Below are 15,991 nucleotides of genomic sequence, written 5' to 3' on the forward strand. Positions count from 1 at the left end.
ATGAAAGTAGTCTCCCCACAAAAAAGAAACATAAGTGGGGCTACTTTGTGGTACCTAAAATTAGCTACATCCATTGTTCATCTTGCCTCTTATATTTTATATATTTATAGTTCCTAGATTTTGTCTACTTATCATTATACACCAGTATAGCCGTGTACCACATTCGGTTTCACGACAAATGTCGGCAATACAGCTTCTACTAACTGCCTCAATTTCTGTGAAAGCTCCGCTTTTGTATATTTCACACTATGCGGCACTTGTACGTCAAAGGCTATCTTTCTATTCTCCACATCGATGCGGATATCATACAAAGAAAAACTGTCATCATAGGCTTGGATAACTGACACTAACCGTTGTTGTAAGGCAACAGTTTGCTCATTCACAACGATTGGGTCCATGTGGATTGTGAGCTTTAACTGCAATTCTTTTAAAGCTTGTCGTTCTACACGGTCAACCATAGTATGGATGGTCATAGCATCTTGCTTGGCATCTACTTCTACGTGAATAGAGGCATACTCATGCCCTGGACCATAGTCATGAATCATTAAGTCATGAGTGCCTAAGATACCGGGCTTAGATTCTACAAAACTAATAATCTCTTGCACACGCTCTGCTGTAGGTTCAAATCCCAATAAACGGTCTGTCGCTTCTTTCAGCACCTCAAAACCAGCTTTTGCAATGATCAATGCTACAATTAATCCCAAATACCCGTCAACACTCAATTGAAATATGCCACCTAACAATAAGCCAATAGCAATTGCTGCGGTAGCCCATACATCAGATAAAGCTTCTTTCCCATTGGCACGCAAGATAGGGGAATCAATGCGATTACCAATGGAACGCAAGAAGAACGATAACCAAATCTTTAAAGCCATAGCGCCTAACATAACAGCTAGTGCAGACATGGAAAACTCCACTACCTCTGGGTTCATAATGTGTTCTACCGCTTCAATGCCTAATTGAGCAGCTACGACAAAGAGTAATATAGAAAAACCAATGGATAACAAATACTCCATTCGACCATGTCCATATGGATGTTCTGCATCTGCTTTACGTCCAGATAATTTAAAACTCAAAAAGGATACTAATGATCCTCCTGCATCTGCTACATTATGGATGGCATCACTAATCATGGCAATGGAGCCGATAAGAAAACCGATGACTAATTCGCCTAAACAAACTAACACATTTACCATAATACCTGTTATGCTTGCCATAATACCATATTGTTGGCGTACACTAGTATCTTTTACTTCATCTTTGTTCTTAACAAATAAACGGATTAAAACTTCTGTCATACATACTTCCTTCCTTTCTTTCTTTATTCTGTACTACTTATGATAAAGGTATATAACACAAGTATTGTATTACTCTGTGTAGCAAACCTTTTATTCTCAATTACTTTCTCATTATATACTTTTATTTTTCTTTTATCAACTATATTTTTAATTGAGAGCAATAGTTTTCAAAATTATCATATCCTATGTGTTACAGGAATAGCTCATTCCATTTTCATAGGATATAGGGTCATATTGTAAACTAATCATCCACATTAGCATTGCCACGAAGTAGTTTTACAAGTATCCTTAGTAGCCTCCCCCTTTATACTACTAGGGTACAATTATATACTTTACTATCTGTCATAGAACTAAAAAACTGTAGTGATAGCCTCCCCATCACTACAGTTTTTAAATTTATATATTATTAATAGATTACCATTTATGTTCGTAGAACACTTGTGTCCACATAGAAACCTCTGACAATGTTGGATGTGGAGCCATCGCCTCACCAATTGAGATAACCGATTGTGGATCCAAATACCGTGTCAATCCTTGTGCACGTAGTTCTTTTGTTGTGCTAGAACCGATGTCTTCATGAACCGGCACTAATTTCACTTCACCACTGTTCATCAAATGTACATATGGTTGGAACAAAATCGATGCTTGTGGTCCTACAATATGAGCCCCTAATAAACGATTCGTAGCTTTATCAACTACCACTTTGATGAATCCATCGTGTACATCACCTTTATCAATACCTAGGGCCATGCCTTTGGCAGAGTTAGAATAATGGTTGATACCAACTCCTACATCATAACCAGCTTCTTTTGCTTCCGTTTCTGTCATGCCAATACGACCGACTTCTGGATAGGTGAAAGTCACCATAGGAATCAAATCATAACGTGCCCAACGATAGTCTGTCGGAGACGTAGCACGATATAAGTTATGAGAGATAATATCCCCTTCATAGTTAGCGCGATGACGGAAGGCTGCATTACCATTTACATCACCTAAAGCATACACACCTTCTACCGATGTTTCTAAGAATTCATTGGTTTTAATCCAACCGCCTGGTAATTGTTCAATGTGCGTATTTTCTAAGTGCAAATCTTCTACAGACGGAGCAATACCAGTAGCCACCAAAATTTCATCTACACGGATTTCAGATACTTCACCAGTAGTACGATGTTTCACAGTGATTACTTTATCACCATTGTCCACTCGCACATTATCACATACAGTATCTGTTAATACATTTACACCGATAGCTTTCATTTCTTCTAAAATATGAGCAGAAATCGCTTCATCTTCTTTTGGCAACAAACGCACATTACGTTGAATCAATGTCACTTCTGTACCCGCTGCAGCAAACACACCAGCAAATTCTGTACCAATAGGACCACCACCAAATACAGCTAGGCGTTTATATGGTACCTTTGGATATTCATTGCCAAATAATTTCTCACTCGTAATATATCCCGCTTCTTCTAAGCCATCTACATGGTTCACTTTAGAATGACCACCTGTACCAATGATAATCGTAGGTGCTGTAATTTCTTCCGTTTTTGTACCATCTTGTAATGTGACATATAGTACTTTATCCCTTACAAAAGTGGCAGCTCCATGGTATACATCAGCATTATCAAAGCTTTCATAAAACTCTTTGACCCCTTTGCTTTTATTAATGGCTTTCCATACGCGTTCACTTACAACATCCCAATTTAATGTAGGAGTTGGCGCTTCTACACCGATTTTCTTCCAACCATGACTTTCATGTACCACATCAGCTGCAGTCACCATTACTTTTGTGGGAATACAACCACGTGTTAAGCAAGTGCCACCAAAGCCTGTTTTTTCAATAACAGCTACATGTTTGCCTGCATTCAATGCTGCGTCAGCCACTAAACTAGCACCACCAGTACCAATTACGATTACATCATATTGTTTCATTTACGTCATCCTTTCTAAACCAATGGATAATCTTTATTCTTTGTATATAGTATATCATACATCGACTATTTTAGATATGAGAATTTTTACTATTTTCCACTAGCAATAGAATCTAATAATTCAATATACGTTTCTTTGGTTAAAGGAGCTTCAAAGTTTTCTAGAATCTCCTCAGCTACCTGCGCCTCATCATATAATAAATCAACGATAGTCATAGCTAAGGCTTGAGCCGTTTTAATATAGGCTACATCTGGTACAGTAATATTATATTCCGCACTATGGAGCACTCCTTCAATACATCCCACCCAAGGATGGATGACAGGCATTAAATGGGATACATCTCCCATATCTGTGCTCGCTGTCATATGCACTCGCTGACGTACATTCTCTGTGCCGAATAGGGGTTCAGAATTGGAACGTAACAGCTGGTTCATATCTGGATTATCCCGCATCGGTAAATACCCTGGTAGATCATGAATGACACAAGTAGCACCCACTGCATCACCACCAGCTTTTAACGCACGATTCACTCGTTGATTCCCATCCACAATCGCTTGTACATTAGAGGCACGCACATAGCTTTCTACTTGCACATAATCAGGCACACAATTCACCAATGTCCCTCCTTGATTAATAATAGGATGGAATCGGAAATAATCGCTTTCTTTGAAAGTCTCCCGAATAGCATGCACTCCCATTACACCCATTAAAGCTGCATTTAATGCATTAATCCCTTCGTGAGGGGCTGCCGCCGCATGGGCAATTTTACCATGGTATTCAATCAGTTTCGCCACAAATCCATTGGAGGTACTGCCTAAGTTCATTTCTCCAGTCGGTGTGTCCGCTGTTTCCACATGCATTTGCATCGCCATATGGATATCATCAAAAGCTCCTTCATAAATCAGCTGTTGCTTACCGCCTAAATATTTAATTGTTCCTTTTTCACGCAATGTATTGCGATAATCCACTTCGATCATCTCTTCTGCTGGGACCGCAAATAAAACTACATCCCCACCGAGAGCTTCCATAACACCTTCTGCTTGCAAGCCCATAGCTACTGCAAATAGATTCGCAATTTGCACATTATGACCACAACAATGGGCTGCCCCTGTTAAAGGATCTGCCTTTGGATGTCGATGACATACAATGGCATCCAGTTCACCAATCATGGCTACTGTTTTTTTAGATTTGCCGCCTTGCAGACGTCCTTTCACACCTGTAATGGCATGCCCCGTTGTAAAAGGAATCCCTAATTCCGTAAACATATCTTGTACTTTTTGAGATGTCTTATGTTCTTTATATCCCAATTCTGGTTCATCCATAATGGCACTCGCCAACATACGCAAGCGATCTTGCCCTGCTACAATGGCATCGCATACACGTTGTTTCACTTCTTCTTTCGTTAACATAGTCTGTCTCCTTTTACATTGTATGAAAATACCTTCACTAAAAGGTATCTATATATGACTCTTACATCTTATTGTACCATGAAAACAAAGAGAGAGTTGATAAGAATTCATCAACTCTCTTTCATTAGGTTCAGCTATAACCTATATCATTGTATTTAAATTACACCTTGCATATGCAATACAAAATGTGCTACTGCTGAAGCACATACAAATGTACCAGCTGTTACCGCTAACGCTACTGGAATGATTCTCCAAGATAGACGACGGAATGCTCCCAAGTCTTTTCCTAGGGAAAGACCTGCGTAAGCCAATACAGGTGTAGTAGTGGCTAAGAATGTTACTTCTTTTGTTTGTGCAATAATCCATGCTTGCCCTGGCATGACTGGCAAGGAGGCAATGACACCTACTAAAGATACCCAGAATACCATAGGGAAACGGTTTGCTAATGGCAAATAAGAAATAATAGCACCAATAATAGCTAAGCCTGCAATAACAAACACACCTACAAGGCTTGGGCCCAATAGATGCTTACCATCAATGATGTTCCCCACGGCAGTCATAATCGCTGCAATGCATATGACAATGACAAATTGCGTAATTTTTTCACTCATAGTCATCTTATTGTCCCTCCTCTGCTAAATCTTGTTCACGTGTGCGGCCTGTAAAGAAATTATATGTTTTTTCCATCACAGGTAAGGATACGAAAATACCAAAATACACACCTAATACGGTAGTCAACAAATTAGCTGCCCCTGCTAAGGCTGCAATTTGAGCTTCATACTCTGGATACACCGCAATGATAGGAGCTGTAGAAGCAGCCATCATACTAGCGCTACCTACACCTGCACCCATAGCCAATGCCAATGGATGGAACCACCCCATTTGAGCAAAGAATCCTGCTAGTACAGAGGCCCACATAGCACCAATCAATACGCCACAGATATACATCCCCATCACGCCACGACCTTCCGGAGAGCTGAATCCAAATTTATCGATGATAATCGCCACATTAGGTTCCCGGTCTACAGAGTAACAAGCACCTACTGCTTCACGGCGCATTCCTACTAGCAATGCCACTGGTAAGCCGAATAAAATAGTACCAAAGAAATGACCTAACTCTTGTAACATAAGAGCTAATCCAGCCGTAGATAAGATTTCTAAGTTAGGACCAATTCCTAAGCCTACTTTCACCATTAATAGCATTACTGCAATCCCAAGGTAATCTGCTGATTTTTCCATGGTTTCCACTGTTAAAATTTTGAATGATGGAATGGATACAAACAAGCCCATAATCAACGCGTAAAGAAGCGGTAAGAATACGACTGCCCCAAAGCGTTGAATACCAATCATCTCTGCAATGATGGTAATCACAAGAGCCAATGCATGTAATTTCCAGTTTTGTAATACTTGCATACAATACCTCCTATACTAATAGCAATATGATTTCTTTATTATAGTAAAGTTTAACATACACGGTCAATGTGTGATTGATTCCGAATTAGCAAGAAGGTTGCAAAAATAAAATAAGAGGTGAATAGATATATCTATCCACCCCTTATGATTAAGAGCTAGTATATTTGTGTATCATATGCCGTATATTGGCTTATGCATTTACTAAAGCTTTTCCTAATGCTTCACATTGTTCTTTACCAGAATCATCAGGTTCACCCATTACTGGTAATTTGTCAACTACAACGCCATTAGCGCCTTCTACGCGGCCAGCCCAGTCATCTAACCAAGAGCCACCCCAACCATAGGAGCCGAACAATACTACTTTTTTGCCTGCCAATTTAGGTTCTAATGCTTCATAGAATGGTGCAAATTCGCCGTCTTCTAATTCTTCAGCACCCATATCAGCGCAACCTAATGCTAATTTTTCATAGCCAGCTGCTTCATCAGCAGTGATTTCAGAAACGGATTTTACTACCACTTCTTGACCAGCATCAGCGATGCCTTTACCTACAGCTTCTGCCATTGCAGCTGTGTTACCTGTTCCAGACCAATAAATTACAGCGATCATAATGTTACCTCCTAGCATGCCGTTACGGCAACCAAAGACTCTAAAGATTTTCCTTTATTCAACTGTGCGTGACAGTAGTCACGACACATTCGAAAACAATGAAATGCGTGCATAGCTGACGCTTGATTTCCATATACCTTCCAGTCGCCACAGACTTTATAGCCTGCCCCACGGAATTGGATAAACGCTTTTACATCTTCTAATGGATATCCTAAAAATACACCGATTTCATGAGGAAACACATCGCTCATTTCAATGCGTCCACGCAAATGCAATAGCCAATCAGCCAATGTTTCATAGGATTCATATCCATAATGATGTAAAAATGCTAGCACCTCAGGTTGTCTCAAATAGTCCTCAAGCATACGTTCACGAAATACGAGTAATAATTTTCGTTTTTCACAATGGCATAGTTCATAAAAGAACAGTCCTTTTTGATTGAATTTATCATTATACTCATGTGTTTTTTCTACCATTACAGCCCCTAAATGCTGAGGTAAGGCAACAAGATTTGCTACTTTAATACCTCGAATCGCGGGCGCACAATGATAACCGATAATCTGCTCGATGGATTCCATTTGTTGTACCTGCCTTTTTACGTAGTTTGGGGAGAACACTTGCTCTCACAGCAAATAGATAATCCGGATATATATCATCTCGAAAGATGAATTAAAATAATGAAAATTATTTCTATTATTATAATACAAATAATCCTATCATCTGTCAATAAGTATGAGAAGTTTTTTCATTTAAAAGCAAAAAGTTGCATTCTTTAAGATGTCACTATTTCAATGCCTTCTAGACCTATAGTCACTCTCAAAGTTTGCAACTTTTATTTTATAATAAATAATTCAGTTGTTTTCTCAGCATTTCATCTTTCACATGGGTCATGACATATCGTAACCGTGGTCCCCCTGTTCCATCTGTTAAGAATGCAATCTGCAGATACATAGGGTATTCCACTTGTTTGAACCATGTATTCACAATGATTTCACCTAAGTACACATTCTTTTTTACTTCTCGAAATGGTACAACCAACTTAAATAGTTCTGGATGATCCTTTACATAGGCTTCGTAGTCTTGAACCATAGATATTGCGTATTTTGTTCCAACCGATGTTCCTGTAGGGGACCAGGATTCTCTTTGTGGACCAAATCCATAGAGTAAAGTTCCTTCACCATAACGAGCATAATAATAATTATTCCCTCGCTTATCCAGTATCTGATAAGACGTACTCATATCAATACCGATTTCACGTAGCCCCTCTTCTAATGGCTTTCCTACCCCAGAAGAAATAATACTATTGCTTGAACCTTCTTGTACCAACATGGTGGACGGCCATTTGATAGAGACACTATCCGCCGCTTCTGCGGTAGTCATCATACTGGTCATGAACCACGCAAGAACTACAGCCCACGAAAGATATATTATATTTCTATTCATGGTATCCGCCTAACCTTGTTTCTTTTGTAGTTTAGCCCAAGTATCCCGCATACCTACGGTACGGTTCATTACAATATGGTCCGCTGTGCTATCTTTATCAGTTACAAAATAGCCGGTACGCAAGAAATGATAATGGTCTCCTGCTTGTGTAGTACGGAATGCAGCTTCCCCTTTAGCAGCTTTCACTTCTAAAGAGTTTGGATTTAACTGTTGTAAGAAATCCTTATCTGCTGTTTCCTCATCTTCAGTTTTTAATAGATAGTCATAAAGACGTACTTCCATATCCACTGCTGTAGATGCTTCTACCCAATGTAATATACCTTTTACTTTCTTTTGGCATCCTGTACCAGATTTTGTATCTGGATCGTAGGTACAATGGATTTCAGTAATATTGCCATTGTCATCTTTAACCACAGATTGACATTCAATGATATAGGCACCTTTTAAGCGTACTTCTTTACCTGGTGCTAGGCGGAAGAATTTTTTCACCGGCTCTTCCATGAAATCACCACGTTCGATGTATACTTCACGACCAAATGTCACTTCACGAGTGCCCATGGCTTCATTTTCTGTATTGTTTTCGATCACTAATGTTTCCGTTTGACCTTCTGGATAGTTAGTAATGACAACTTTTACAGGATCTAATACTGCCATATAGCGCGGTGCTTTCAATTTCAAATCTTCGCGGATACAGAACTCTAATAAACCCACTTCTACTAGGCTATCTGCTTTGGCTACACCAATGCGCTCACAGAAATCACGAATGGACTCTGGTGTATATCCACGACGGCGCAAACCAGAAATCGTCGGCATACGAGGATCATCCCAACCGCTCACAAGATTCAATTCAACCAATTGGCGTAATTTACGTTTACTCATGACCATATTTGTCACATTCAAGCGAGCAAATTCGATCTGTTTTGGTTTTTCCGTATCTTCCCAATCTTCTAATACCCAATTGTATAGTGGACGATGCACTTCAAACTCTAAGGTACATACAGAATGGGTAATGCGTTCTATCGCATCAGATACGGGATGTGCATAGTCATACATAGGATAAATATTCCATTCAGAACCTGTACGATGATGGTCAGCGTGCAAAATACGATACAATACAGGGTCACGCATCACGATATTAGGGTCCGCCATATCAATTTTGGCACGCAATACTTTTTCCCCATCTTTGTATTTACCTTCTTTCATTTCTTGAAAGAGTCGTAAATTTTCTTCTACACTGCGATCACGGTACGGGCTATTCGTACCAGGTGTTGTAAAATCACCACGATTAGCACGGATTTCTTCTGGTGTTTGATCATCTACATAAGCCTTACCTTTTTTAATCAACACTTGGGCATATTCATATAGTTTACCAAAATAGTCAGATGCATAGTGTACATCTCCATACCACTCAAAACCCAACCATTTTACATCTTCTTCAATAGACTCTACATATTCCACATCTTCTTTCACTGGGTTTGTATCATCAAAACGCAAGTTAGTTAGCCCTTGATACGATTTTCCAAGGCCAAAATTTAGGCAAATGGATTTTGCATGTCCAATATGTAAATACCCATTTGGCTCTGGTGGGAATCGTGTATGCACACGTTTTCCATAGGTATTTTCTTCATTATCTGTATTAATAATCGCTTCAATAAAGTTAATAGTTTGAGGCGTTGTTTCTTCCGTACTCATCATCGTCTCTTTCGATTCCATGTGATTCTTCCTCTCTTACATTGATTATACACAAGTGCACGTTCTGCACATTCTCTTTATTATACCACAGGACTAGCTATGTTTCATTGGTTTCTTATGAATCTCATCATTTCCTAGCGCCCCTATTAGAGCATCATAAACTATTCCTCACTGGACTTATAATTGACACTTTCATTAACACAAGTCAACAGTGGTTTACCATGCACACCAGCAATCAGATTATTTGCCGTTAACATCGCCATATCTTTTCGTGTACGATCTGTGAAAGACCCAATATGTGGCACCACTAAACATTTGCCTGTTTTAAGTAAAGGATGGTCTGCCCCAATTGGTTCTGGATCCACCACATCTAGAGCGGCATAGTCAATTTGTCCCGTTTCTAATGCCTTTACTAATGCATCGGTGTCCACAATTTTGCCACGACCTACATTCACAAGTAATGCCGTTTCCTTCATCATTTCAAAGGCCTCTGCATCGATTAAATGATAGGTTTCTTCTGTCAATGGAGCCATTACTAATATCACATCACTAGTAGTTAATAGCTTTCCTAAGGATACATAGGTGGTCATCAACAAGCTATCATCATTACGGCGATTACGATTGTGATATTGCACGGTCATTCCAAAAGCACGTGCTCGACGAGATACGGACACACCAATTTTACCCATGCCAATAATACCCAATGTCATACGACTTAAATCCTTCCCTTTTATATTAGAAGGACGTTCAGCCCATTTACCATCCTTAACAAATTGAGCATTCTCATAAATTCTACGGCTCGCAGCTGCCATTAATGTGAAAGCTAGCTCCGCCGTAGTTTCTGTCAATACGTCAGGCGTATTGCCATAAGGAATGTGACGCGCTGTTAAAGCATCCACATCAATATTATCATATCCTACAGAGGCTTGTGCAATTACTTTCAAATTAGGCGCATCTTTTACTAGATCCTCATCCACTGTAAAATGATTAATACTCCACAGACCATCTGCATCACGAAGCCATTCCTTTAACACTTCTTTAGGCATCTTTTCTTTTTCTGTCCACTGACGTACTGTCACATGCTCGCTCAAATAAGCCACTGCATCTTTGCGCACCAACCCTGGCACTACTACAACTGGTTTATCCATAGTTCAACCTCGCTTTCACTCGTCTTATCTATCTATATACTGTATGAATATATTCTATAAGATTCAATCCTACGCTACTGCAAATAGGTACGAACCTTCTTCAGTAAATTATATCATATATACTTGGACAATAAAAAAGACAGTCCTATTTTCATAGAACTGTGCTTTTCATTTTGTAGATACAGTAACTTGCACTCTCAAACGTACCCGAGAGCTTCTACGCTTTCTATACGATGATATGCTATTCCACAAACGTTCCTAGAATAACATGTTTATCCTACCAATTGGATTTTCCTTCATTGAACATTTCAAATGCATGTGCAATTTGGCGTCTCAATTTTAGTCGTTGTGAATCACTTAATACATATTCTACACCATTATGTGCAATTCGCCCATTTTTTACAATGCTACTCAAATCGTAAAGAATTTCCCTGGCCATGCTTGCATTGCCAGCTAATTCATCAATCGTTACATCATAATAATTAGCTAATCGCTTTAAGGTTTCCAAATCAGGCTCTCGATATCCTGTTTCGTAATTTGACAGGGCAGCATTACTAATACCAATATCACGAGCCACGTCTAGTTGACTCCGCCCAATCCGTTTACGGGCATGTCTTAAATTTTCACCTAATGCCATTGTATCACCCCTTATACTACGTGAATCTATAGTATAAATAACCTATCCCTATTATAGCATGAGATACAATAGATATGCTATAGAAAACCTCTATTTCACATCTCACGAATTGTGTATCTCTCTATGTTTTTTAGCATTTTTGAATTGTATTACACGAATTGAATTGTTTATCCCAACTGCGCATGCATATTTTTGATTGATTTTAATCAAAATCGATAGTTTTTATTCCATTTTAATCATTTTCACTCATAAACTATTTATATTATTCATGTGCATGTTCTGGTGGCGGTAATTGCTCAACCCGGAATACCTCCCCAATAGTTTGAATTTTTCCAGGAATATATTCAACAATTTGAGTCATCAGCACATATAACAATCTCGGATCAAAATTAGAATTGGCACTTTGATTAATACAATCCAAATATACACTATCATCGTCTTCTTCGATATAGTATTTAAAGCTTTTATACGTACTATTTTCACGATTGATAAATGCCAAAATATCTTGACGATTTTCTTTGGTCACAACACCTGCACCAATTAATAAACGAATTGTAGCATAAATGGTGTCATCTAATAATAAAAATACAGGAATATCTCCTAGTTCTGTTTGTACATAGGAGCGAAATACAACTGTATGATCTTCATCTCCCACTTCACGTTTCTCAAAGCATGTCAATTTCTCATCCACAAGAAATTGCTCAAATACTCTAGCCTTTTCATTCATAATTATCACCTCGTTAAAAAAAGGGCATTGTTTGTCACAATGCCCATATGAATCAATTCTTACTAGATCTTAACCTTTTTTGGATTTTGTGGTTTTACGTGGTTTACTTGCTTTTTTAGAAGCTTCTCCAGTCGTTTTTTCTGTTGCTACATCCTCAGAAGGAGATTCTACTTTCACGCTTTCCACAGCTGCAATAATACGTGTTAAATCTTTTTGTGTATGTGGATACAATACTTCAAAAATGGTATATGCTACCAATGCAGGATCGAATGTCTCTCCACTCAATACGCTTACATCTAGAAGAATTGCTTCATATCCATCTTCTTCCATCAAATAATGTTTGAAACATTTGAATTCGCTATTTAATTGATTCAACACATCTAATGTTGCTTTTCGTTGTTCTGGAGTAAAGCGACCACCTGCAATTTCTAAACGAACAAAACCAAATGGTGTGTCATCCAATACAACAAATAATGGAAACACAATATCATTATATTCCACAGTCGCATCGAATACTACTGTATTATATTGGTCATTTTCAATCTCACGAAGAGTAAAAAGATTTGTTAATTCATTTTCTTCAATAAACTGTTGAAATAATTCCGCTTTTTTATTCACTGTCTTATCTCCATATTCTTTACATTTAAATTAAAACTCATTACCATAATAATACCACAAAATTGTATTCCATTTCAATCATTATTACTTTTCATCTTCCACATAAATGCAACGGTCATTTTCAAAGCGCGCAATACGCACTAAGGAATGTACATCATAACCTGCTTTTTCTAAGCGTTCGCGGCCAGGTTGGAAAGATTTTTCAATGACAATAGCAATGCCTTCCACTGTATCCCCTGCACCTTCTACCAACTTTGCTAATCCCATAGCTGCTTCACCGCTGGCTAAGAAATCATCAATAATCAACACTTTTTCACCAGAAGGCAAGAATTTTTTAGAAATAGTTACATCATAATTTTCTTCTTTTGTGTAGGAGTAGACAACAGAATGATACACATCTTCTGTCATCAAGATAGATTTTTTCTTACGAGCAAATACCAAAGGAACATCCAACTCAATCGCTACTTGTAACGCAATAGCAATCCCAGAAGCTTCAATAGTAACAATACGTTCAATACCTCGTCCTTCAAATTGCTTAGCAATTTCTTTGCCAATTTGAACAAACAATTTAGGATCAATTTGATGATTTAAAAATCCATCTACTTTCAACACTCGATTGTTCAATACAATACCTTCTGCATCAATACGTTGTTTTAATAATTCCACGATGATCCTCCTTATTGTTTTCTGTTTTTCAATATATTTATAAATTGCGAAACGCCTTCTGTTAATGCATCCATTCTTGACCGCACCAATACAATACGTCGTTCAGGAATCTGCAGATTCGTTTTCAGCTCCACTAACGAACCTTGTTTCAATTTTTCTCTCGCTACCAATTCTGGCACCAAGGAAATGCCTAAATTAATCTCCACCAAATCCATGAGTACATCTAAACTGCCTAATTCAAAAGCTGGACTGGTGCAACGATTGTAAGTAACTGCATCAAAAAACGTTCGACTACTAGCCCCCATAGTGAGTAATAACAATGGCTCAGCCATAATCTCATCGATAGTCCATACCTTAGTATCATCTTTATATGTAGCGCCTCCCACAAATATATCTTGCATCGACTCCAATTCTATCACTTCAAGATGATTATTATCATACAAACCATCATAGGCATGCACCACGGCAATTTGCGCCTCTCCCGCTTCAATCATCCCTACGCATTCTCGGGATGGTCGATTGGTGACACGCAAACTAATGTCTAGCTTTTTTTCTTGCCAACTTTTGAAAGTAGGTAATAAAAAGTGTTTACTCAATGTATCTGTAGCCGCTAAGTGTAAACTTTTATACTCCCTCGATAAGCGTTCTTGCAATTTCACAATTCCATTGTCCAAGATAGAGAACGCTTCTACAGCAGTTTCAAATAGCTCACGACCAGCTTTGGTAAATGCTACTGATTTTGTTGTCCTTTCAAAGAGGGGAATCCCCAAATCTTTCTCTAATTGCTTAATACTTTGACTAATGGCTGATTGAGAAACGCCATTCGCTTTCGCCGCTTTCGAGAACGATAAATGTAATCCTACCCCTACAAAGGCACGCAGTAACTCTGCTGATACAGACATAATAACCCCAATCTACTACGAACATAACATACTTTCAATTTAATTTTTACTATTATATATGCTTATAAGTTTACCTATATTTATTACTATTGTCAAATTGCAAATAGAGTTTTATCTATGTATTTCTTATAAACCTATACAAAATAGTTGCGTTCTAGCTTATAAACTAGTAATATATATTTGATAAGAAAATCTGGGGCATAACAATCCCCCCGTATGTATGAAAGGAATTTAACTATGCATTGCGCACAAAAATTGACTGATCATATTTATTGGATTGGTAGCAACGATTGGAGTACAGAACGTTTTGAAAACCTATTTCCAATTCCAAATGGGGTAAGCTACAATTCCTATTTTATTGATGACGAAAAAACATGTATCGTAGACTCTGTCGATGACAGCATTCGCCAAGAATTCTTTGACAATGTAGAACATTTATTGAATGGTCGTGAGTTAGATTATTTAATCGTAAACCACATGGAACCAGACCATTGTGCAACATTAGTCGAATTACTAGACCGTTATCCAAATGTAAAAATGGTAGGTAACAAAACTACATTCCGTTTCTTTGAACAATTCTATGGGCGTCCAGCGCCTGAGAACTACTATGAAGTAAAAGAAGGCGACACCATCGATCTTGGTCACCATAAACTTCACAGCTATACTATGCCAATGGTTCACTGGCCAGAAGTAACTTGTACCTTTGAATCAACAACTGGTACATTGTTCTCTGCAGATGCATTTGGTACCTTCGGTACTATTAACGGCAACATCTTCGCTGATCAATTAGATTTCGATCATGTATATGAAGATGAAGCTCGTCGTTACTACACGAATATCGTAGGTAAATACGGTGCACAAGTACAAAATGCATTGAAAAAAGCATCTGCTTTAGATGTCAAAATCATTGCTCCACTTCATGGACCAATCTGGAGAACTCCTGAAACCATCTCTTACATTCTTAATAAATATATGCACTGGAGCACTTACAATGCTGAGAAAAAAGGCGTTGTCATCGCTTTCGGTTCTATGTACGGCAACACTGCTGAAATGGCACAACAATTGGCAAAATTATTGTCTTTACGCGGTGTAACAGATATCCGTATTTACGATGTATCTAAAACAAATCCATCCTACATCATCTCTGATGCATGGAAATATAGCCATTTAGTATGTATGGCGCCAACCTATAACTTAGGCTTGTACTTGACTATGGAAAACTTATTACATGAATTACATGCCTTAAACTTCCATAACCATAAAGTATCTATCGTCGGCAACCACTCTTGGGCATCCGGTGCTATGAAACGCATGGTTGAGTACTTCACAAACGAATTCAAAAACATGGAAATCGTTGGTACACCACTTGATATTAAAGGTGCATTACACGACGAACAATTACCATTGTTTGAAGAATTAGCTGATGCTATCGTTGCTTCCTTAGAAGAAACAGATATTAAAACTTTATAATCAACATAAGCGACTCTACTAAGTAGGGT

At 38.3% G+C, this 15,991-nt stretch carries 16 protein-coding genes; 1 reads left to right on the forward strand and 15 read right to left on the reverse strand.

Going from position 1 to position 15,991, the window contains the following annotated elements:
- Positions 1 to 134: 134 nt before the first annotated feature.
- The 15 genes from EO118_RS01115 to EO118_RS01185 all read right to left on the reverse strand — a co-directional run bounded on the left by EO118_RS01115 (position 135) and on the right by EO118_RS01185 (position 14,492).
- Positions 135 to 1,298, reverse strand: a complete 1,164-nt coding sequence (locus EO118_RS01115; RefSeq protein ID WP_240626903.1) for a cation diffusion facilitator family transporter — start codon at positions 1,296 to 1,298, stop codon at positions 135 to 137.
- Between the two features lie 414 nt (positions 1,299 to 1,712).
- On the reverse strand, positions 1,713 to 3,230 hold the full coding sequence (locus EO118_RS01120) for an NAD(P)/FAD-dependent oxidoreductase (protein ID WP_127068232.1): 1,518 nt from the start codon (positions 3,228 to 3,230) through the stop codon (positions 1,713 to 1,715).
- 89 nt (positions 3,231 to 3,319) lie between these two features.
- A complete protein-coding gene (locus tag EO118_RS01125) occupies positions 3,320 to 4,639 on the reverse strand; it encodes an amidohydrolase (RefSeq protein ID WP_127068233.1) in 1,320 nt (439 codons plus the stop codon).
- Between the two features lie 155 nt (positions 4,640 to 4,794).
- Complete coding sequence (locus tag EO118_RS01130; protein ID WP_127068234.1) at positions 4,795 to 5,256, reverse strand: hypothetical protein; 462 nt, start codon at positions 5,254 to 5,256, stop codon at positions 4,795 to 4,797.
- 1 nt (position 5,257) lies between these two features.
- Positions 5,258 to 6,052, reverse strand: a complete 795-nt coding sequence (locus tag EO118_RS01135) for a DUF3100 domain-containing protein (protein ID WP_009353070.1) — start codon at positions 6,050 to 6,052, stop codon at positions 5,258 to 5,260.
- Positions 6,053 to 6,242: 190 nt separating this feature from the next.
- Positions 6,243 to 6,659: a flavodoxin domain-containing protein gene (locus EO118_RS01140; RefSeq protein ID WP_127068235.1), complete on the reverse strand. Its 417-nt coding sequence runs from the start codon at positions 6,657 to 6,659 to the stop codon at positions 6,243 to 6,245.
- Between the two features lie 11 nt (positions 6,660 to 6,670).
- Positions 6,671 to 7,237: a DUF3793 family protein gene (locus EO118_RS01145; RefSeq protein WP_127068236.1), complete on the reverse strand. Its 567-nt coding sequence runs from the start codon at positions 7,235 to 7,237 to the stop codon at positions 6,671 to 6,673.
- A gap of 259 nt (positions 7,238 to 7,496) precedes the next feature.
- Entirely contained in the window at positions 7,497 to 8,102 is a 606-nt protein-coding gene (locus EO118_RS01150; RefSeq protein ID WP_127165059.1) for a hypothetical protein, read from the reverse strand.
- A 9-nt stretch (positions 8,103 to 8,111) separates the two neighbouring features.
- A complete protein-coding gene (locus tag EO118_RS01155; RefSeq protein ID WP_127068238.1) occupies positions 8,112 to 9,815 on the reverse strand; it encodes a glutamine--tRNA ligase/YqeY domain fusion protein in 1,704 nt (567 codons plus the stop codon).
- Positions 9,816 to 9,955: 140 nt separating this feature from the next.
- The gene (locus tag EO118_RS01160) at positions 9,956 to 10,942 is read right to left on the reverse strand and encodes a D-glycerate dehydrogenase (RefSeq protein WP_127068239.1); all 987 of its coding nucleotides are present in this window, start codon (positions 10,940 to 10,942) and stop codon (positions 9,956 to 9,958) included.
- Positions 10,943 to 11,219: 277 nt separating this feature from the next.
- Complete coding sequence (locus EO118_RS01165) at positions 11,220 to 11,579, reverse strand: helix-turn-helix domain-containing protein (RefSeq protein WP_009353094.1); 360 nt, start codon at positions 11,577 to 11,579, stop codon at positions 11,220 to 11,222.
- A gap of 262 nt (positions 11,580 to 11,841) precedes the next feature.
- Positions 11,842 to 12,306 (reverse strand): hypothetical protein, encoded by a 465-nt coding sequence (locus EO118_RS01170; RefSeq protein ID WP_127068240.1) that lies wholly within the window; start codon positions 12,304 to 12,306, stop codon positions 11,842 to 11,844.
- 69 nt (positions 12,307 to 12,375) lie between these two features.
- Positions 12,376 to 12,924, reverse strand: a complete 549-nt coding sequence (locus tag EO118_RS01175) for a hypothetical protein (protein WP_127068241.1) — start codon at positions 12,922 to 12,924, stop codon at positions 12,376 to 12,378.
- Between the two features lie 84 nt (positions 12,925 to 13,008).
- The gene (locus tag EO118_RS01180) at positions 13,009 to 13,590 is read right to left on the reverse strand and encodes a xanthine phosphoribosyltransferase (protein ID WP_127068242.1); all 582 of its coding nucleotides are present in this window, start codon (positions 13,588 to 13,590) and stop codon (positions 13,009 to 13,011) included.
- A gap of 11 nt (positions 13,591 to 13,601) precedes the next feature.
- A complete protein-coding gene (locus EO118_RS01185) occupies positions 13,602 to 14,492 on the reverse strand; it encodes a LysR family transcriptional regulator (protein WP_127068243.1) in 891 nt (296 codons plus the stop codon).
- A gap of 237 nt (positions 14,493 to 14,729) precedes the next feature.
- Here EO118_RS01185 and EO118_RS01190 point away from each other — a divergent pair, with 237 nt between their 5' ends.
- Complete coding sequence (locus EO118_RS01190; RefSeq protein WP_127068244.1) at positions 14,730 to 15,962, forward strand: FprA family A-type flavoprotein; 1,233 nt, start codon at positions 14,730 to 14,732, stop codon at positions 15,960 to 15,962.
- The last annotated feature ends 29 nt before the right edge of the window (positions 15,963 to 15,991 follow it).

Origin of the sequence: Veillonella sp. 3891, assembly GCF_003992315.1 — a bacterium.
In the GTDB taxonomy this organism is placed as follows: Bacteria; Bacillota; Negativicutes; order Veillonellales; family Veillonellaceae; genus F0422.

What these genes read in the sequence shown, in the direction of transcription:
- EO118_RS01185 (WP_127068243.1), bottom strand. Translation starts at nt 14,492, where the DNA reads ATGTCTGTATCAGCAGAGTTACTGCGTGCCTTTGTAGGGGTAGGATTA.
- EO118_RS01120 (WP_127068232.1), bottom strand. Translation starts at nt 3,230, where the DNA reads ATGAAACAATATGATGTAATCGTAATTGGTACTGGTGGTGCTAGTTTA.
- EO118_RS01170 (WP_127068240.1), bottom strand. Translation starts at nt 12,306, where the DNA reads ATGAATGAAAAGGCTAGAGTATTTGAGCAATTTCTTGTGGATGAGAAA.
- EO118_RS01145 (WP_127068236.1), bottom strand. Translation starts at nt 7,237, where the DNA reads ATGGAATCCATCGAGCAGATTATCGGTTATCATTGTGCGCCCGCGATT.
- EO118_RS01190 (WP_127068244.1), top strand. Translation starts at nt 14,730, where the DNA reads ATGCATTGCGCACAAAAATTGACTGATCATATTTATTGGATTGGTAGC.
- EO118_RS01155 (WP_127068238.1), bottom strand. Translation starts at nt 9,815, where the DNA reads ATGGAATCGAAAGAGACGATGATGAGTACGGAAGAAACAACGCCTCAA.
- EO118_RS01135 (WP_009353070.1), bottom strand. Translation starts at nt 6,052, where the DNA reads ATGCAAGTATTACAAAACTGGAAATTACATGCATTGGCTCTTGTGATT.
- EO118_RS01150 (WP_127165059.1), bottom strand. Translation starts at nt 8,102, where the DNA reads ATGAATAGAAATATAATATATCTTTCGTGGGCTGTAGTTCTTGCGTGG.
- EO118_RS01160 (WP_127068239.1), bottom strand. Translation starts at nt 10,942, where the DNA reads ATGGATAAACCAGTTGTAGTAGTGCCAGGGTTGGTGCGCAAAGATGCA.
- EO118_RS01140 (WP_127068235.1), bottom strand. Translation starts at nt 6,659, where the DNA reads ATGATCGCTGTAATTTATTGGTCTGGAACAGGTAACACAGCTGCAATG.
- EO118_RS01115 (WP_240626903.1), bottom strand. Translation starts at nt 1,298, where the DNA reads ATGACAGAAGTTTTAATCCGTTTATTTGTTAAGAACAAAGATGAAGTA.
- EO118_RS01125 (WP_127068233.1), bottom strand. Translation starts at nt 4,639, where the DNA reads ATGTTAACGAAAGAAGAAGTGAAACAACGTGTATGCGATGCCATTGTA.
- EO118_RS01165 (WP_009353094.1), bottom strand. Translation starts at nt 11,579, where the DNA reads ATGGCATTAGGTGAAAATTTAAGACATGCCCGTAAACGGATTGGGCGG.
- EO118_RS01130 (WP_127068234.1), bottom strand. Translation starts at nt 5,256, where the DNA reads ATGACTATGAGTGAAAAAATTACGCAATTTGTCATTGTCATATGCATT.